This window comes from Sorangium sp. So ce385, assembly GCF_051474135.1.
GTDB classification, from domain to species: domain Bacteria; phylum Myxococcota_A; class Polyangia; order Polyangiales; family Polyangiaceae; genus Sorangium; species Sorangium cellulosum_D.
The window spans coordinates 10,603,350-10,623,914 of sequence record NZ_CP150337.1; the positions used below are offsets into that span (position 1 = coordinate 10,603,350).

Annotated in this window: 2 protein-coding genes; both read right to left on the reverse strand. The window is 76.3% G+C overall.

The window, feature by feature from the left end; translation table 11 throughout:
• Window positions 1-219: 219 nt before the first annotated feature.
• A complete protein-coding gene (locus tag WME83_RS38805) occupies window positions 220-4,209 on the reverse strand; it encodes a type I polyketide synthase (RefSeq protein WP_437314738.1) in 3,990 nt (1,329 codons plus the stop codon).
• Window positions 4,206-19,721, reverse strand: coding sequence for an SDR family NAD(P)-dependent oxidoreductase (locus WME83_RS38810; protein WP_437314739.1), 15,516 nt, complete (start codon window positions 19,719-19,721; stop codon window positions 4,206-4,208). Before WME83_RS38810 ends, WME83_RS38805 begins: the two co-directional genes overlap by 4 nt.
• Window positions 19,722-20,565 lie beyond the last annotated feature (844 nt).

Genomic DNA, 20,565 nt, shown 5'->3' on the forward strand with positions numbered 1-20,565 from the left:
CCGCTCGAACGAGACCAGCCGCGGCGCACCAGAGCGGCTGCTCCGCCCAGGTTGCCCCCTGATCTCCTATCGTAATTCGATCGGGGCGTGTAGCGTTTCATTGCAGACACACCAGGAACGGCGGCGCAGCTGCACACCCGAGCAGACGCCGGGCAAAGGCTCACAGCGGCGTCCAATGTGCTCCGATCTGCCCTCTGCAGGCCGAACTGCCCCGCTCGCCTAGCGGGGGCGGACGTCCGCGGCGAGCAAGCGCTCCCTGAGCCGCTCTGCCAGGACCCTGACGTGAGGCTCCCGAAGCATCGTGTGGTGAGATCCCGGGACTTCATGGATCTCGATGGGTTGTGACGAGATCCCGGCCATGGGCTGATAGAGAGTCCCGTAGGGCTCCGTCACGGGACCGAAGGGGCCGGGCGGCGGCTGCTGCGCCGCCCGGAAATAGACGACGCGACCCCCGTAACAGGGCATGACGTAGGAGCGGGCGGCTCGCCCGTGCGCCGCCCCGAGCCGCTGGACCGCCTCGGCGAAGCCCGGCGCCACGCCGCGCGCCGCGCCGAGGACGAGCGCCGTCAGCTCGCCCTCGTCGAGCCGGCGGAGCTCGTCGACCGCCATCTCGGGGCGGGCCATCCTCGCGGACTCGACGAGCTGCCACAGCCGGCGCTCGGGGGAGCTCGGGCTCGAGATGTAGCCGTCGATCATGGCCAGGAGCGCGACGCGCTCGCCGGACCTCGCGAGCTCGTGGGCCATCGCGAACGCGACGAGCCCGCCGAGCGACCAGCCGCCGAGCAGGTAGGGGCCCGCCGGCCTCACGGTCCGGATGGCCTCGAGGTAGCGCGCGGCCATGTCCTCGATGCGGTCGTCGGGCGCGGCGCCGTCGTCCAGCCCGACCGCCTGGAGGCCGTAGAAGGGCCGCTCCGTCCCGAGGTGGCGAGCGAGCTCCGTGTAGCAGAGCACCGGCCCGCCGAACGGGTGGACACAGAAGAACGGCGATCCCTCGCCGCCGGGCTGGATCGCGACGAGCGGCGACCGCCGCGGCGCTCCTCCGCCCTCGCGCGCGCGCTCGCGGCGCCCGCCGTGCTCGCCGTTGGGGCGCGCGGGCAAGCGCAGCGCGTCGAGCGCGCGCTCGGCGAGCGCCGCGACCGTCGGATGCTCGAGCAGCAGGTTGAGCGGCAGCTTGACCTTGAGGCCCTGCTCCAGCCGATCCCGGAGCTCCAGGCTCATCAGCGAGTCGAGCCCGAGGTCGAGCAGGCTCACGCCCGGCGCGACCGGATCGGGGCCGTCCAGGCCCAGCGTCTGCGCCACGGCGGTCTGCAGCCACGCCTCCAGCAGCCGCCGGCGCTCGTCGGCCGTGGCCGCCCGGAGGCGCTCGATCAGCGCGTCCGGCGCCGGCCCGCTCGCCGGCTCGGGCGCGGACGCGGGCGCGTCGCCCGACGGGCGCGGCGCTGCCGGGGCGGCCGGCGCCTCCGGCCGCTCGCGCGCGATCCAGTGCCGCGTCCGCTGCCAGGCGTACGTCGGCAGCGGGACGCAGCGCCCTCCCGCCGGATAGAGGCGATGCCACGCGACGGCGTGGCCGTGCGCGTGGAGCGCCCCGAGGGACACCAGCAGGCACCGCCGCGCCGGGAGCCCTCGCCGGAGCGAGGAGGCGGCGCGCGCGTCCGCGCCCCGCGCGGAGAAGCACTGCTGGAGGTGACCGGCGAGGACGGGGTGCGGGCCGACCTCGAGGAAGATCCGGTACCCCGCGGCCAGCGCCGCGTCGACGGCGCCCGCGAACCGCACCGGCTCCCTCATGTTCCTCGCCCAGTACGCCGGGTCGAGCTCGCCCCCGGCGGCGGGCGCGCCGGTCACCGTGCTGAACAGGGGCAGCGCCGCCCTCCGCGGCGCGAGCCCGGAGAGCGCGAGCTCGAGCTCGCGGTCGAGCGGCGCCATCTGCGCGCTGTGGAACGCGTGGCTCACCGGGAGCAGGCGGCAGTCCACCCCCTCCCCGCGCAGGCGGCGCAGGACGTCCGAGAGCGCCTCCTCGTCGCCCGCCAGCACGGCCGAGCGCGGATCGTTGATGGCCGCGATGGTGAGGCGATCGCCCGCGCCCTCGAGGAGGCGCGCCGCCTCGTCGGCGGGCACGCCGACGAGGGCCATCTTTCCGAGGCCCTTCGTCCGCTGCATCAGGCGCCCGCGCAGCACCACCAGCCGGACGGCCTCCTCCAGGCTCAGGACGCCCGCGGCGTGCGCGGCCGCGATCTCGCCGACGCTGTGCCCGATGACCGCGCCGGGCCGGACGTCCAGCGATCGCCAGAGCTCGGCCATCGCCACCTGGACGGCGAGGAGCGCCGGCTGCGCCACCTCGGTCTCCTGGAGGCGCGAGGTCGCCTCGGGCGCCTCGAGCTCGTCGAGGAGCGACCAGCCGGCGTGGCGCCGCACGAGCGCGTCGCAGGCCTCGAGCGCGGCGCGGTAGCTCGGCTCCTCCGCGAACAGCTCCCGGTGCATGCCGGCCCACTGCGATCCCTGCCCCGGGAATACGAAGACCACGCTGGCCCGCGCGCCCGGCTCCGCGACGCCCCGGGTCGCCCCGGGGGGCGCCTGCCCCTCGGCGCAGGCGTCGAGCGACGCCGCGAGCTCCTCCCGGGAGCTCCCCACCACGGCCAGGCGGTGGCTGTGGTGGCTCCGCCGGACGCTCGCCGTGTAGGCGATGTCCGCGAGGCGCGGGGACGCGTCGGTGACGGGCTCGCGCAGGAGATCGCGCATCGCCCGCGCCGCCGCGACGAGCGCCTCCGGGGACCTCGCCGAGAGGGGCAAGAGCACGACCTTCGCCTCGCCCGCGGAGGCGGCGGTGCTCGGCGGCGCCTCCTCCAGGATCACGTGCGCGTTGGTCCCGCTCAGGCCGAACGCGCTCACGCCGGCGAGGCGGGCGGCGCCGCCCCGCTTCCACGCGAGCTTGCGCGTGGGGATGGAGAGCGACGTGCCCTCCAGCCGGATGCGCGGGTTGAGGGCCCGGAAGTGGAGGTTCGCCGGGATGGCGCCGTGCTGGAGGGCGAGCACGGCCTTGATCAGCCCCGCCACGCCGGCGGCCGCCTCGAGGTGGCCGATGTTGGTCTTCACCGCCCCGAGGACGCACCCGGCGCCCGCGCGCGGCCTGCCCACGACCTGCGCGAGCGCCTCGATCTCGATCGGATCGCCGAGCGACGTGCCGGTGCCGTGCGTCTCCACGTAGCCGATCTCCGAGGGCTGCACGCCGGCGCTCTCCAGGGCCTTCTTCAGCATCGATTGCTGCGAGAGGACGTTCGGGGCCGTCATCCCCGTGGAGCGGCCGTCCTGGTTGACCGCCGATCCGCGGATGACGGCGCAGATGGGATCGCCGTCGGCCTGCGCGTCGGAGAGCCGCTTCAGGAGCACGAGCCCGCACCCCTCGCCGCGGACGAAGCCGCTCGCCTCCGCGTCGAAGACCTTGCACCGGCCGTCCGGCGAGAGCGCCCCGGTCGTCGCGATGAGCCGCATCATCACCGGCGACAGGAGGAGGTTGACGCCGCCCGCGAGGGCGAGCGAGCAGTCGCCGCTCCGCAGGCTCTGGCAAGCGAGGTGGATCGCCACGAGCGACGACGAGCACGCGGTGTCGACGGTCAGGCTCGGCCCCTGGAGGCCGAGCGTGTACGAGAGCCTGCCCGCGGGGAACGAGAAGAAGTTGCCCGTCATGGCGTGGATGTCCTGCGCGCCGGGCTCGAACGCGCCGCACAGGTGGGCGTAGTCGTTGGTGCTCATGCCCAGGAAGACGCCCGCGCTCGTCCCGGCGAGCCGCTCCGGGACCTGCCCGCCGCGCTCCAGGGCCTCCCAGGCCACCTCGAGCAGCAGGCGCTGCTGCGGATCCATGGCCGTCGCCTCCCGGGGCGAGATGCCGAAGAAGCGCGCGTCGAACTGGTCCACGTCCCGGAGGAAGGCGCCCCAGCGGGTCGCGCGCGCCCGCGGATCCGGGGCCTCGTCCGGGATGGGCTCGAGGCGCCACCGCTCGGCGGGGATCTCGGTGACCGCGTCCACGCCGTCCTCGAGCAGCCGCCAGTAGGCCTCCGGCGTGGACGCGCCGCCCGGGAACCGGCACGCCATGCCGATGACGGCGATCGGCTCGGACCTGGCGCGCGCGAGGGCGTCCCGCTCGGCCCGGAGCTCCCGGATGGTGGCGATCGCTTGCCGCAAACGAGCCTCGTAATCCGTCACCGGCGCGCTCATAGCGATTTCCTCCCGCTGGCCAGCGTGAGCTCCTCGTCGAGGAGGCTCAGCAACGCAGCTCCGTCGAGATCGCCGAGCGAGCCGGCGAAGGTCCGCTGGGTCACCTCCTCCGCCGGGGCGTCGGCCTCCTCGATCTCGGCGAGCAGGTGGTCGGCGAGCGACGCGATGGTCGGGTACGTGAACAGCAGCGTCGCCGAGAGGCTGAGGCCGAGGCTGGACTCGAGGCGGTTGCGGAACTCGAGGCTCGTCAGCGAGTCCATGCCGAGGCTGGCGAACACCTCGAGCGGGCCGATCGCGGCCGGCTCCACGCGGAGCACGCGGCCGAGCTGCTCCCGGAGGTGCCCTTGCAGGCGGAACCGGCGCTCCTCGGGCAGCTCCCGCTCCAGCGCCTCGCGGACCCGGACGATGTCCGACGACCTCGGCGCGGCGCGGGGGCGCTCGCGCGTGAGCCGGTCCCAGTAGCGCCACCGCGCGGCGCTCGGGTAGGACTCGAGCCACCGGTGCACGTTGAACCGGACGACCCCGATCTGGGGCACGTCCGCCGCGAGCAGGCGCTCGAGCATCCGCAGCCCGTCCGCCTCGGTGAGGGTGTCCATGCCGCGGTCGCCGACGCGGCCCATGACGTCGGCCTGCCGGACCGCGATGCCCACGTCGGAGAAGAGCCCCCAGTCGATGCTCAGCGCGGGCAGCCCGAGCGCGCGCCGGTGGTGCGCGAGGGCGTCGAGGAACACGCTCGCCGCGGTGTAGTTCCCGTTGCCCGGCGCGCCGAGCAGCGAGGCCACCGACGAGTACATCACGAAGAAGTCGAGCGGCCTGCCCGCGGTCAGCTCGTGGAGGTTCCACGCGCCGTGCATCTTCGGGGCCATGGTCCTCCAGAAGCGCTCGGCGCTCTGCTCCATCACGGTGCTGTCGGCGATGACCATGGCCGCGTGCACGACCCCGCGGAGCGGCGGCCCGCGGCGGTCGATCGCCGCGAGGAGCTCGGCGACCTGCTCGCGGCGCGACGCGTCCGCCTGGGCCGCGATCACGCGCGCGCCCCGCGCCTCGAGCGCGCCGATCGCGCGCCGCGCCTCGTCGGACGCGCCGCTGCGGCCCGCGAGCACGAGGTGGCGCGCGCCCCGGTCCACCATCCAGCGCGCGAGCGAGAGCCCGAGCCCCCCGAGCCCGCCGACGATGAGGTAGGCGCCGTCCGGCCGCAGCGCGACGCCGCCGGCGCGCCGCTCCCGTAGACCGGCGCGCGCCATCCGCGCGACGTAGCGCTCGCCCGCCCGGAGCGCGATGTGATCCTCGTCGTCCGTGGCGTCGAGCTCCCGCGCGAGCGAGGCGACGTCCTCCGGCGCGCGCGCCGGGGCGAGATCCACGCGCGTGCACCGGAGCTCCGGGTGCTCCGAGGCGAGCACGCGGCCGAAGCCGAGGAGCGGCGCCTGCGACACAGACACCGGTGCGGCCTCCGCCACGGCCTGCGCGCCGCGGGTCACGAGCCACAGCCGCGGCGCGTCGCGCCACGCCCTGCGCACGAGCGCCTGCGCGAGGAACATCGCGCTCAGCGTCCCGAGGCGCTGGTCCCGCTCCAGCGTCTCCAGGGTGACGCCGTCCGCGGCCTGCGCGTCCAGGCTCCACAGGTGCACGACGCCCCGGCACGCCGGGCCGCCGCCGAACGCGTCCTCGAGCAGGAACCGGAACGCCATCGGGTCTCGCGGGTCGAGCTCGTAGAGCCCGGCCCCGTGGCGCGCCGTGACCTCGCCCGCCACGGCGACGACGCAGGCGTCGCCCCGCTCGCGCAGGAGCTCGGCGAGCTCGGCGCCGGTCCCGGTCCGGTCCGCGAGCACGAGCCAGGCGCCACGGCGGGAGCGGCGGCCGTCGCCGTGCGCGGGCATGGGCGCGCGGCGCTCCCACGCGACGGCGTACAGCAGCTCGTCGTCGTCGTCCGGCGCCGCGGGGCGCCCCTCGGGCAACGGCGCCCGCGGGGCCTCGTCGATCCAGTAGCGCTCCCGCTGGAAGGGGTACGCCGGCAAGGAGACGCAGCGGCCCCCGGACGGGTGCTGGCGCGTCCAGTCCACCGGGTAGCCGCGGGCGTAGAGCGCCCCGAGCGCCTCGAGCAGGCATCGCTTCTCGTCCCGCTCCCGCCGCATCGACGGGAGCGCCGCGCCCCCGGGCGCCTTCGCGCGCAGCCCTTCCTCGACGGCGGGCGCGAGGATCGGGTGCGGGCTCATCTCGAGGAAGAGCGCGGGCCCCTCGTCCGCGAGCCGCTGCACGGCGCCCGAGAACAGCACCGGATCCCGCAGGTTCCGCGCCCAGTACTCCGGCCCGAGCTCGTCGCCGCGGCAGATCTCGCCGCTCACGGTCGAGCGCATGGGCACCCGCGCCGCCCCCGGCGCGAGCCCCTCGAGCGCCGCCCGCAGCTCGTCGAGGAGCGGCTCCACCTGCGGGCTGTGCGACGCGACGTCGACCTTGACGCGGCGGCAGAACACGCCGCGTTGCGCGAGATCTGCGAGGATCTCGTCGAGCGCGAGGGGCTCGCCGGACAGCACCGTCGACCGCTCGCTGTTGCTCACCGCCACGGACACGCGGCCCGCGTACCCGGACGTCAGCTGCCGCGCCTGCTCCATGGGCAGCTCCACGAGCGCCATCGCCCCCGCGCCGCTGATCCGCCGCAGGAGCTTGCTCCGGCGGCAGATGACGCGCGCGGCGTCGTCCAGCGTCAGCGCGCCCGCGACGTGCGCCGCCGCCACCTCGCCCATGCTGTGCCCGACCACGGCGTCGGGCTCCACGCCCCACGAGCGGAAGAGCGCGGACAGGGCCACGCCGATCGCGAAGAGCGCCGGCTGGACGACGTCGATCTCCGCGAGGCGCGAGCGCTCCTCGTCCGCGTGGAGCTCCTCGAGCAGCGACCACCCCGCCTCCCGCGCGATCGCCGCGTCGCACGCGGCCAGGGCCTCGCGGAAGATCGGCTCCTCGGCGAGGAGCTGCCGCCCCATCCCTGTCCACTGCGAGCCCTGGCCCGGGAACACGAACACGACCCGGGGCCGCGCCCCCGCGCGCGCCTCGCCGCGGGCGACGCCGGCGGCCTCCTCGCCCCGCCCGCAGGCCGCGAGCAGCGCGGCGAGCTCCTGCCGCGAGCCGCCGGCGACGGCCAGCCGGTGCTCGTGATGGACGCGCCGAACGCTCGCGGTGTACGCGACGTCGGCGAGGTCCGCGGGGGCTCCGGAGGGGTCCTCCAGGAAGCGCCGGTACGCCTCGGCCAGGGCCGAGAGCGCGGCCGGGCTCCGCGCGGAGAGGGAGAGCAGCACGACGGACGCGCGGCCTTCCGGCGCGGGCGCGGGCGCGGCGGGCGGCTCTTGCAGCACGACGTGCGCGTTGGTGCCGCTGATCCCGAAGGAGCTCACCCCCGCGATCCGCGGCGCGCCGCCGGACGGCCACGGCAGCGGCGCCGCCGGGACGGCGAACGGCGTTCCCTCGAGCGAGATCCGCGGGTTCAGCGTCTGGAAGTGCAGGTGCCTCGGGATCAGCTCGTGGCGCAGCGAGAGCACGACCTTGATGAACCCCGCCACCCCCGCCGCCGCCTCCAGGTGGCCGATGTTCGTCTTCACCGAGCCGATCCAGCAGGGCAGCCCGTCGGGCCGCGGCCCGCCCAGCACCTCTTTCAGGGCCGTGAGCTCGATCGGATCGCCGAGCGAGGTGCCGGTGCCGTGCGCCTCGACGTAGCCCACCTGGGACGGCGAGACGCGGGCGCTCGCCAGCGCCTGCCGCAGCAGCGCCTGCTGCGAGAGCACGTTCGGCGCCGTCATCCCCGACGAGCGCCCGTCCTGGTTGACGGCCGAGCCCCGGACCAGCGCCCAGATCCGGTCGCCGTCCCGCTGCGCGTCCGAGAGCCGCTTGAGCACGACCATGCCGCAGCCCTCGGCCCGCACGTACCCGTTCGCGGCGGCGTCGAACGTCTTGCACCGGCCGTCGGGCGAGAGCGCGTTGGTCTGGCCCATCAGGCACATCGTCAGCGGGGAGAGGATGAGGCTGACGCCCCCCGCGAGCGCCATGTCGCTCTCGCCGCTCCGGAGGCTCTGGCAGGCGAGGTGGATCGCGACCAGCGAGGAGGAGCACGCCGTGTCCACGGTCATGCTCGGCCCCTCGAGCCCGAACACGTAGGACAGGCGCCCGGCGGCGGTGCTCGCCCAGGTGCCGGTCGCGCAGTAGACGTCGAGCTGCCGGGGGTCGAGCGCGACGACGCGGTGGTGGTAGTCCTGGGCCGCCATGCCGACGAACACGCCGGTGCGGCTGCGGAGGAGCCGATCGGCCGGCTGCCCCGCGTCCTCGAACGCCTCCCAGGCCACCTCGAGGAGGAGGCGCTGCTGCGGATCGAGGCTCATGGCCTCGCGCGGCGAGATCCCGAAGAAGCGGGCGTCGAACCCGTCGACGCTGTCCAGCAGCCCGGCCCAGCGCGTCCCCGGCGGGCCGTCGGGGATCGCGTCGTCGGGCCACCGGGCCGCGGGGATCCGCTGGATGGCGTCGACGCCGTCCTCCAGCGCGCGCCAGAACGCCTCGGGATCGTCGCCGCCGCCGGGCAGCCGGCAGGCGAGGCCGACGACGGCGATCGGCTCGTCCTCCGGCGCCGCCGCGGGCTGCGAAGGCGCGGGCTGCGCCGGCGCTGGCGCGGGCGGCGCGGGCTGGGCGCCGGCGCCGAGCTGCTCGACGAGGTACGCCGAGAGCCCGGCGACGTGGGGGTAGGTCCAGAGCAAGGTCGACGGCAGCGAGAGCCCCAGGCCGGCCTCCAGGCCGTTGCGCAGCTCCAGGCTCATCAGCGAGTTGATGCCGAGATCGTTCAGCGGGACGTGCCGGTCGATGGAGCCCGGATCGAGCCGCAGGACGCGGGCCGCGACCTCCCGGACGAAGCCCTCGACCAGCGCGGGCCGCTCCTCGGGCGCCGCGCCGTCGAGCGCCGCCCGCAGGCGCGAGACCTCGGGGGCGCGCGGCTTCGCGCGATCGCCCTCGCGGCGCAGCTGCTCCCAGAAGGGCGACGCGGCGGCGGTCGGGTAGAACTCGAGCCACCGGCGCAGGTCGAACCGCAGCGCGCCGGCCTGAGCCACGCCTGCCCGGAGCAGGCGCTCCAGCGCGGCCAGCGCGTCCGCCTCGGTGAGGAGCCCCGCGCCCCCGCGCGAGAGGCGCGCCGCGGCGCCGTGGCGCGCCTCCGCGGCGGTCTCCTCGGCGAAGAGGCCCCAGTCGACGGTCAGCGCGGGCAGCCCCAGGGAGCGCCGGTGGTGCGCGAGCGCGCCGACGAACGCGTCGGCCGCGGCGGCGGCGGCGTCGCCGGGAGCGCCGAGGAGCGGCATCGCCGAGGCGTGCAGGAGGAAGAGATCGAGCGGCCTGCCCGCGGTCGCCTCGTGCAGGGTCCACGCCCCGCGCGCCCGTGAGGCGGCCGCGGCGAGGGAGCCATGCGCGTCGCGCTCCGGCCCGGCGCCGCCCGCGGCCGGCGGCGCGTGGACGACCCCCAGGAGCGCGCCGAACCGCTGCTCGATCGCCGCCACCACCTCGGCCGCGCGCGCCGGGTCGGCCACGTCGACCTCGGCCGCGATCACCTGAGCGCCCGCCGCTTCCATCGCGGCGATCGCGCCCCGCGCCGCCTCCGCGGCGCCGCCCGCGCCGGTGAGCAGGAGGCGGCGGGCGCCCCTGTCCACCATCCACCGCGCGAGCGAGAGGCCGAACCCCTCGAGGCCTCCGGCGACCAGGTAACCGCCGTCGGCGCGGAAGCTCTCGCCCGCGCCGGGGCGGGCCCCGGGGACGCCGCGCGCGAGGCGCGCCACGTACCGCGCCTCGCCGCGGAGCGCGATCCGGTCCTCGCGATCGGCGGCGTCGAGCTCCCGGAGCAGCGCGGCGGCCTCGCCGGCCGCGGGGGTCGGGCTCAGGTCGACGCGCTTGCACCGGAGCGCCGCGTGCTCGGCCGAGAGCACGCCGCCCACGCCCCAGAGCGGCGCCTGCGCCACGGACACCGGCGCCGGCTCGGCCACGGCCTGCGCCCCGCGGGTGACGAGGCAGAGCTGCGGCGCGTCGCGCCACCCCCTGCGCGAGAGCGCCTGCGCCAGGGACAGCGCGCTCAGGCCCGCGAGGCGCAGGTCGCCCTCGATCGTCTCCGGCGTCGTCGCCTCGGCCGCCGCGGCGTCCAGGGCGACGAGGTGCACGACGCCCCGGCACGCCGCGTCGCCCGGGAACGCGTCGTCGAGGAGCGCCGACAGCGCGGCGCCGTCCGAGGGGTCCACCTCGTAGCGCCCGGGGCCTAGCCGCGCGTAGCGCCCGTCCCCGACGCGCGCGACGCGCACGCACGCGTCGCCGCGCTGGTCGAGGAGCGCGGCCAGCGCCTCGCCCGCGCCGGCCCGGTCCAGGAGCAGGAGCCACGCGCCGCGCGGCGGGCGCGAGGCCGCGGGCGAACGCGCGGGCTCGCCGCGGTGCCAGGCGACGGCGTAGAGCAGCTCGTCCGCGACCCCGGGCGCCTCGGCGGCCGACGAGGGCGCGGGCGCGGGCGCGGCGCCCTCGATCCAGTACCGCTCCCGCTGCCAGGGGTACGCCGGCAGCGGGACGCAGCGCCCGCCCGACGGATACTGCAGCCTCCAGCGCACCGGGTAGCCGTGGGCATAGAGGGCCCCGAGCGCCTGCAGCACGCTCCGCCGCTCGCCGTGGTCGCGCCGCAGCGTGGGGAGCGCCTTCCCCCCCGTGCCCCGCTCCGACAGGAGCTGCTGGAGGTTGGCCAGGAGCACCGGGTGGGGGCCGACCTCCAGGAAGATCTCGTGGCCGTCCGCCCACGCCGCGGAGACCGCCCGGGAGAGCTGCACGGGCTCGCGGATGTTCCGCGCCCAGTACCCCGCGTCGAGCGGCTCGCCATCGAGGCGCTCGCCCGTCACGGTGCTGTACATCGCGATCGACGGCCGGCCCGCCGCGACGTCGCCCAGCGCGCCCCGGAAGTCCCGCTGGAGCGGCTCCATCTGCGGGCTGTGGAAGGCGTAGTTGACCCGCAGCATGCGGCAGGGCACCTGCCTCGCGCGCAGGCCCGAGAGGACCTCCTCGAGCGCGGCCGCGTCGCCGGAGAGCACCACGGAGCGCGCGTCGTTGATCGCCGCGATCGAGACGCGGTCCGCGCGCCCCTCCAGCGCGGCCGCCGCCTCGTCCTCGGACAGCGCGACGGAGGCCATCTTCCCGAGGCCCGTGGCGCGTTGCATGATCCGCCCGCGGATCGTCACGAGCCGGATCGCCTCGTCCAGGCCGAGGACGCCGGCGACGTGCGCGGCCGCGACCTCGCCCACGCTGTGGCCGATCACCGCGTCGGGCGCGACGCCGAGCGATCGCCACAGCGCGGCCAGGGCCACCTGCACGGCGAAGATCGCCGGCTGGGCGACCTCGGTCTGGTCCAGCCGCGAGGTCGCCTCGGGGGCGGCGAGCTCGGCGAGCAGCGAGAAGCCCGCGTGCCGCTGCACGAGCGGCTCGCACGCCTCGAGCGCCGCGCGGAAGGCAGGCTCCTCGGCGAGGAGCGCTCGGCCCATCCCCACCCACTGCGAGCCCTGCCCGGAGAACACGAACACCACCTGGGGCTGCCACCCGAGCACCGTCTGCCCGCTCGCCGCGCCGGGGTGCGCTTCGCCCCGCGCGTGCGCGCCGAGCGCCTCGGCGAGCTCCTCCCGGGACCGGCCCACCACCGCGAGCCGGAACTCGTGGTGGCGGCGCCGCACGCTCGCCGTGTACGCGATGTCCGCGAGCCGCGCGTCGGGCGGCGCGCCGCCGAGGAAGCGCTCGTAGGCCTCGGCCAGGGCGGCGAGCGCCCGGGGGGACCTCGCCGACAGCGGCAGCAGCGTGAGCGGGGCGTCCGGGAGCGCGGGCGGCTCGGGGACCTCCGGCGCCTCCTCCAGCACGAGGTGGGCATTGGTCCCGCTCATCCCGAACGAGCTCACGCCCGCGCGGCGGGGCCGCTCCCCGCGGCGCCACGGCTCGGCCGCCGTCGTCACCTCGATCGGGAGCTCGGCCCACGGGATGCGCGGGTTGAGCGCGCGCGCGTGCAGCTGCGCCGGCAGCGCCCCGTGCCCCAGCGACAGCACCACCTTCATCACGCCGGCCACCCCCGCCGCCGACTCCAGGTGGCCGATGTTCGTCTTCACCGACCCGATCTTGAGCGGCCGGCCCCCGGGCCTCCCCTCGCCGTAGACCGCCGCGAGCGCCTCGACCTCGATGGGATCGCCGAGCGCCGTCCCGGTGCCGTGCGCCTCGACGTAATCGATGTCGTCGGGCGAGAGCCCCGCGATCGAGAGCGCCGCGCGCACCACCGCCTCCTGCGCCTTGCCGTTCGGCACGGTGATGCCGGCGCTGCGGCCGTCGCTGTTCACCGCCGAGCCGCGGATCACCGCCAGGATGCGGTCGCCGTCGCGCGCCGCGTCCGAGAGGCGCTTCAGCACGACCATGCCGCAGCCCTCGCCGCGGCCGTACCCGTCCGCGTCCGCCGAGAACGTCTTGCACCGCCCGTCCGGCGCCAGCACGTGGAGGCGCGACAGGTACACGCTGAGGTGCGGGGCCAGCATCAGCTGGACCCCGCCCGCGACCGCCACCCGGCACTCGCCGGCCCACAGGCTCCGGCAGGCGAGGTGGATCGCCGTCAGCGACGACGAGCACGCCGTGTCGACGGCCATGCTCGGCCCCTCGAGCCCGAGCGCGTGCGAGAGCCGGCCCGCGGAGAAGCTCGTGAACGTCCCCGAGAGCGTGTAGGCGTCCAGCGCCTCGAGATCCTCGTGCGCCCGCTGCAGGATGCCGTAGTCGCTCGGCCCGATCCCGACGAAGACGCCCGTCAGCGGCTGCTCGCCGGGCACCACGCCCGCGTCCTCCATGGCCTCCCAGATGACCTCGAGCAGCAGCCGGTGCTGCGGATCGAGGTGGACCGCCTCGCGCGGCGCGATCCCGAAGAAGCGCGCGTCGAACCGATCGGGCGCCGCGGCCAGGAAGCCGCCCTCGCGGACGTACATCTTGCCGGCCGCGTCCGGATCGGGGTCGTAGTACGCCGCGGCGTCCCAGCGGTCCGCCGGGATCGGCGCCACGGCGTCGACCCGCTGCTCGAGCAGCCGCCAGAACTCCTCCGGGGTCTCCACGCCGCCCGGCAAGCGGCACCCCATCCCCACGATCGCGATCGGCTCGTCGCCGATCGCGGCGCGCCCTCCGGCGCCGCTCGACGCCGCGCCGCCCGCGCCGCCCACGCGCTCCTCGGCCTCCGGCGGCGCGCCGTCGCCCGGCAGGCTCGGCGACAGCTCCTCGAGCAGGAAGTCGGTCATCGCGACGACGTTCGGGTGGTTGAACGTCACGCTCGACGACAGCGGCCGGCCGAGCGCGCGGCCCAGGCGCTGGCACAGATCCACGGCCATCAGCGAATCCATCCCGAGCTCGAAGAAGCCCCGGGTCGGGCTCACCTCGTCGGCCTCGGCGAACCCCAGCGTCTCGGCGACCGAGGCCTGGATCCGCCGCTGGAGCATCCGGCGCCGCTCCCGCGGCGGCGCCGCCGCGAGCTCGCCGAGGAGGGCGGGCGCGGCGTCGCCCGGCGCGGGCGCAGGCCCTTCGGCGTCGCCCGGCGCGGGCGCCGTGGCGCGCGGCATCTCGGAGAGCAGCGGGCGGGGGCCGCTGCTCTCGATCACCGCGCAGAACCTCGGCCAGTCGACGTCGGCCACGACCACCTGCGCCGCCCCGGCGGTCATGCAGAAGGACAGGGCCGCCATGGCCTGCTCCGGGCCGAAGGCCCGCACCCCGCGCTCCTCGAGCGACGCGATCGCCGAGGTCGCCATGCCGCCGCCGCGCCACGGCCCGAAGCTCACGGCGACCGCGGGCACCCCGGCGGCGCGGCGCGCGCGGACGAGCGCGTCCTGGAACGCGTTCGCCGCCGCGTAGCCGGCCTGCCGCGCCGAGCCCCACACCGCGGCGATCGACGTGAAGCAGACGAACGCGTCGAGGGGCCGGCCGCGCGTCAGCGCGTCGAGCGCCGCGGTCCCGTGGACCTTCGGCGCGAGCACCCGGCGGAGCCCCGCGCCGTCGAGGGCCGAGAGCGGCGTCTGCTCGGAGACGCCCGCCAGATGAAACACCGCGGAGAGCGGCGGCAGCCGGGCGTCGATGTCCGCGAGCACGGCGGCCATCGCCGCCGCGTCGGCCACGTCGGCCTGCGCGACGGTCACGCGCGCCCCGAGCGCCTCGAGCGACGCGAGGAACGCGCGGTCGTCGGCCGACGCGCCCCTGCGGCTCGTGAGCACGAGGTGCCGCGCGCCCCGCTGCGCCGCCCACCGCGCGACGTGCCTGCCCAGCGCGCCGAGCCCCCCGGTGATGAGCGCCGTGCCCGACGTGGACCAGGCCGGCGCGCCGTCCGGCGCTCCGGCGCAGCGCACGAGCCGCTCCACGTACCGCCCCGACGCCCGGAGCGCGACGTGGTCCTCGCCGTCGGGGCTCAGCACCTGCGAGGCGAGCGCGGCGATGTCGTGCTCCCCGGGGGAAGGCGGCAGGTCGACGAGCCCTCCCCAGACCTCCGGGTGCTCGAGCGAAAGGGTCCGGCCGAGACCCCAGAGCGCCGCCTGCGCGGGCGCCGTGACCGGGTCGCCCGCGCCCACCGACACCGCCCCGCGGGTCACGAACCAGAGCCGCGGCCGCTCGCCCTGCCCCGCCTGCAGGGCGGCGCGCAGCAAGGCCGGCGCGCTCTCGACGCCCCGCGCGAGCGCGGCGTCCAGCGAGCCCTCGCCCTCCGGCGCGCCGCCGAGGCTCCACAGGTGGACCACGCCGCGCACGGGCCCGCGCTCGGCCGCGCGCTCCGCCCACCACGCCGCGAGGCCCTCGGGCGTCGAATCGCCCGTCCACGCCGGCTCCGCCGCGCGCGCCGCGGCGCTCCCCAGGCGGAGCCGGGAGCAGGTCGCGCCCGCGGCCTCGAGCGCGTCGGCCAGCCTGTCGCCGGTGCCGCCCTCGTCGACGAGCGCGACCCAGTGCCCCGGCGCGGCCGGGCGCGGGCGCGGCGCGAGGGGCGCCGGCGTCCACGAGAGCTCGTGGAGCCACGGCTGGATCTCGGCCTCCGCGCGGGCCTGATCCGCCCTCGCCCGCAGCGCGTCGAGCACCCGGCCGACGACGCCGAGCTCCTCGGCCGAGAGCGCCGCCGAGAGCCCGAGCTGCGCCGCGAACGCCGCCGCGTCGGCCGACCGGAGGAGCGACGGGAGCGCCGCCGCGGGCGCGCCCTTCGCCTCGCGCCGCGCGTCCGCGGGCGCCTCCAGCCAGTACCGCCTGCGCTGCCACGGATAGCCCGGCAAGGACACGCAGCGCCCGCCCGCCGGAGCCACCCGGGCCCAGTCGACCCGGCACCCGCGCGTGTGGAGGGCGCCCAGCGACTCGAGCAGGCAGCGCCGCGCGTCGCGGCCCCGGCGCAAGGTCGGGGCGACAAGCCCGTCGACCCCGCGCGCCGCGAGGCACCGCCGCACGTTGGCCGAGAGCACCGGGTGCGGCCCCACCTCCACGAAGATCCGATGCCCGGCGGTCACGGCGCCGTCGATCGCGCGCGCGAGCTGCACCGGCTCCCGGACGTTCCTCGCCCAGTACGACGCGTCGAGCGCCTCGCCGCCGATGTCCTCGCCCGTCACGGTGCTCACCAGCGTCCGGCCCGCGCGGCCCCGCGCGATCTCCCCGAGCGCGCCCGCGAGCTCCTCGCGGAACGGCTCCATCTGCGGGCTGTGGAACGCGTAGTTCACCGGCAGCTCGCGGCACTCGACCCCGGCGCGCCGGAGCTCCGCCACCACCTCGCCGAGCGCCGCCGCTTCGCCGGACAGCACGACCGAGCCGGGGTCGTTGACGGCGGCGATCGAGAGCCGCCCCTCGTAGCCTTCGAGCGCGCGCGCCGCCTGCTCCGGGGACGCCTGGACCGAGGCCATTTTCCCCAGGCCGGTCGCGCGCTGCATGATCCGCCCGCGGTGGTGGACGATGCGCACCGCCTCCTCGAGGGGGATCGCCCCGGCGACGTGCGCCGCCGCGATCTCCCCGACGCTGTGCCCGATCACGGCGTCCGCGGCGATCCCCCACGAGCCGAGGAGCGCCGCGAGCGCGACCTCCACCGCGAACAGCGCGGCCTGGGCGACCTGCGTCTCCTGCAGGCGCGACGAGGCCTCCGGCGCCTCGAGCGCCTCCAGCAGCGACCAGCCGGCGAGCGGCGCGAGCAGCCGGTCGCACGCCTCCAGCGCGTCGCGGAAGACGGGCTCCTGCCGGAGGAGCGCCCGCCCCATGCCCGGCCATTGCGACCCCTGGCCCGAGAACACGAGCACCACCGAGGGGCGCTGCCCCGGCGGCGCCTCGCCCAGCGCGGCGCCGGCGCGCGCGAGGTCGTCGAGGGCGCCGGCCATCTCCTCGTGCGAGCAGCCCACGACCGCCAGCCGGTGCTCGAGGTGGCTGCGCCGGACGCTCGCCGTGTAGCAGACGTCGCGCAGCGAGGCGCTCTCCGGCGAGCGCAGCCGGGACGCCGTCGCGCGCGCCAGGTCGAGGAGCGCGGGCCTGGAGCGCGCCGAGAGCACGAGCAGCTCGGGCGCGGCGGGCTCGCCCGCGTCCGTCGTGACGAGCGGCGCCGGCAGGGCGCCCGCCGTGACGAGCGGCGCCGGCAGGGCGTCCGTCGCGGCGGGCGGAGCCACCCGGCGCCACGCGACGGGCGCGCCGAGCATGTACAGCTCGCCGAGCGAGCCGAGCAGGCACGCCCGGGCCGGCTCGTCCCGCCGCAGCGACGGCAGCGCGACGCCGCTCCGCCCCTTCAGGGCCAGGGTGGACGCGACGGCGTGCGCGAGGACGGGGTGAGGATCGAGCTCGAGGAAGACGCTGAACCCATCGTCGATCAGGCGATCGAGCGCGGCGTCGAGGCGCACCGGCTCCCGCAGGTTGCGCGCCCAGTACGCGGCGCCGTGCGCCGCGCCGTCGAGCCGCGCCCCCGTCACCGTCGAGTAGATCGGCGCCCCGCCGCCGCGCGGCGCGATCCCCTGCAGGGCGCGCGTGAGCTCGGGGCACAGCGCGTCCATGTGCGGGCTGTGCGAGGCGTAATCCATCCGGACCTGCCGGCCCGTCACCCCCCGATCGGCGAGCGCCTGGAGCAGCGCCTCGAGCGCCGCCGGCTCCCCCGAGATCAGCGTGGATCCCGGGCTGTTGCTCCCCGCGAGGAAGAGGCGGCCCTCGTGCCCGGCGAGCGCGCGCGCCGCGTCGTCGGCGGAGAGCTCCACGACGGCCACGGCGCCCGAGCCGCTCTGCTGCCGGACGAGCCTGCCCATCGCGCAGATGACCGCGGCGGCGTCCTCGAGGGTCAGCGCGCCGGCGACGCACGCCGCCGCGACCTCGCCGATGCTCTGCCCCACCACCGCGTCCGGCTCGATACCCCAGGAGCGCCACAGCGCCGCGAGCGCGACCTGGATCGCGAAGATGGCCGGCTGGACGACGTCGGCCTCCTCGAGCAGGCGCCCGTCGCCCGCCGCCAGCGCGGCGAGCAGCGAGGAGCTCGCGTGCGGCCGCATCGCCGCGTCGCACCGCTCGAGGGTCGACCGGAAGACGGGCTCCTCGAGCAGGAGCTCGCGCCCCATGGCGAGCCACTGCGAGCCGTGCCCGCCGAAGACGAAGGCGATTTTCGGCCGCGCGCCGGCCGCCCTGCCGATCGAGCCGCCCGGCTGCGCGCACCCGGCCAGGAGGGCGTCGAGGCGCGCGGCGAGCTCGCCGTGGGAGGAGACGGTGAGCGCGAGCCGGTGCTCCTCGCCGCCGAGCCGCGCCGCGGCCGCGCCGCAGAGCGCCTGCACGGAGGGCCGCTCGCCGCCCTCGCCGCCCTCGGTGACGAGCGCATGGACGCGCCGGCAGAGGGCCGCGAGCTCCTCGCCGCTCGGCGCGGACAGCGGCAGAAGGTGCACCTCGCGGCGCCGGGGCGCCTCGAGCACGACGTGGCAGTTGGTCCCGCCGAAGCCGAAGGAGCTGACGCCGGCCAGCGCCGGCCCGCGCTCCTTCTCGGGCCACGGCTCCGTCGCGCGCTGCACCGAGAGCCGCAGCTCGTCGAACGGGATGTGCGGGTTCGGCTGCTCGAAGTGGAGGCTCGGCTGGAGCGCAAGGCGCCGCATCGAGAGCGCGACGCGGATGAGCCCCGCCACGCCCGCGGCGCCCTCGAGGTGGCCGATGTTCGTCTTGACCGACCCGATCCGGAGCGGCCGCTCCGGCGGGCGATCCGCGCACAGCACGGCGCTGAGCGCCTTCGCCTCGATGGGGTCCCCGAGGATGGTGCCGGTGCCGTGCGCCTCGACGTAATCGACCTCTTCCGGCCGCACCCCCGCGCGCGCGTAGGCCTCGCGGAGGAGGGCCTCCTGCGCCTTCGGGTTCGGCGCGGAGAGCCCGTTGCTGAGCCCGTCGTTGTTGACGGCGCTGCCGCGGATCACGCAGTAGATGGGGTCGCCCGCCGCGATCGCGCGGGAGAGCGGCTTCAGCACCACCACGCCGCCGCCCTCGCCGCGGGCGTACCCGTTCGCGCGCGCGTCGAACGCCTTCGAGCGGCCGTCGGGCGCGAGCGCCCCGAACTTGGAGATGGCGACCATGCTCTCGGGGGCGACGATCAGGTTCACGCCCCCGGCGAGGGCGAGGTCGCACTCGCCGAGCCGCAGGCTCTGGCACGCGAGGTGGACCGCGACGAGCGACGAGGAGCAGGCCGTGTTCACGTGCAGGCTCGGCCCCTCCAGGCCGAGCGCATAGGAGACCCGGGCGGCGAGGATGCTGAGGTCCTGCCCGGCGGCCGTATGCTGGACGATCGCGTCGATGTGGCCGCCGTTCACGCGCGCGTAATCGCCCCACATGGCGCCGAAGAACACGCCGGTCTGGCTGCCCTCGAGCGATCGCGGGGGCACGCCGGCGTCCTCCAGCGACTCCCACGCGAGCTCCAGCATCAGCCGTTGCTGGGGATCCATCTGGACGGCCTCGCGCGGCGAGATGTCGAAGAACTGCGGGTCGAAGAGATCCACCCGGTCGAGGAACCCGCCGCGGCGCGCGCTCATCTTCCCGGGAGCGCCGCGATCGGCGCTGTAGAGCGCGTCGACGTCCCACCGCCCCGGGGGGATGTCGGAGGTCGCGTCCACGCCGCCCCGCAGGAGCCGCCAGAAGGCGTCCGGGTCCGGCGCCTGCGGGAACCGGCAGGCGACGCCGATGACGGCGATGGGCTCGGGGCTCGACGCCGCGAGGGCCCCGTCGCCCGGGCGCGCGCCCCGAGGAGCGGGCGATAGCCCCGGCCCCTCGGCCACGTGACGAGAGAGCCGCTCGATCGTCGGGCACTCCCATATCAGCGTGGGGTGGAGCCGGCGCCCGACGGCCTCCCCCAGCGCGGCGATCAGGCCCATCGCAGCGACGGAGTCGAGCCCACAATCGCTGAACCGCGCGCCGGGCTCGATCGACCCTGGCGACACGCCCGAGCGCTCCGCGATCCTCTCCGTGAGCCATCTCTGGACCTCAGCAACGGTGGAGAGGTGCGTCCGTGATTCGCGCGACATAACCGTCTCCTTCAGGCAGAGCGTAAAAACATCGCCTCTGAGGAAAACCTCGTTGCCGGCCGGATCTCAGGGCTCAGACGACGAATGCACGACGCCTAGCCATAACTAGCGTTACAGGAAATTAGTCGCTTACGCAAGGTTAGTAAAATGTGTTGCCCGGCAGTAATCAAACGAACGTCCGCGAATACACGGGCAGAAATCAGCGACGATCGGTGCAGGTTCGGTGGATCGACTCGAGTCCATCTCTCTGGCTGTCGCTCCGCGTCGCTGACGACGTCGGAGGTGCTCACGGGCTTGCCGGAGAGGGCGCGCCGCGCCGCGCTCCCGGCGGGAGGCGAGGCAGTCGTGCGCTTCGGGGCGCTCCGGGCGCCCTGGCTCTTAGCGCGAATTACCGCCGAACAGTGACGTACAGATTACAAGCTACTGGAGCAGCACAAGCGCGCCATTGTCAATCATCTCCGCACCTTGCAGCGAATGGCGCGCGACTCCGACAAGCGCGGCCGATGTGCGCGCCATCCCCTCACCGAGGCTCGCTGCGCGGGAGCCAGATGCGGAATGGGAGGGTTCGAGTGCGGCCCCTTCGACGCCCGGGCCGCCGGAGCGGCGCCCCCACGGGCGCGCGGCCGCTGTCGCCGGGCTCAGCGGGTCTCCCCGCCGGAGGCCAGGACCCGCGGAGGATCGCCCACCTCGGTAGCCCCAAACCGCCGTCGAATTCTTGCTCCGCACGGCAAATGTCGCGCATCTGCCTCAGCCGCGGGATCGGAGCCGGCCTGGCGTTCCGCCGTTCGCCGCGCGTGACTCTGGCGACTCGGATCCACTACAAGGGGCGCCGGAGGCCAACACC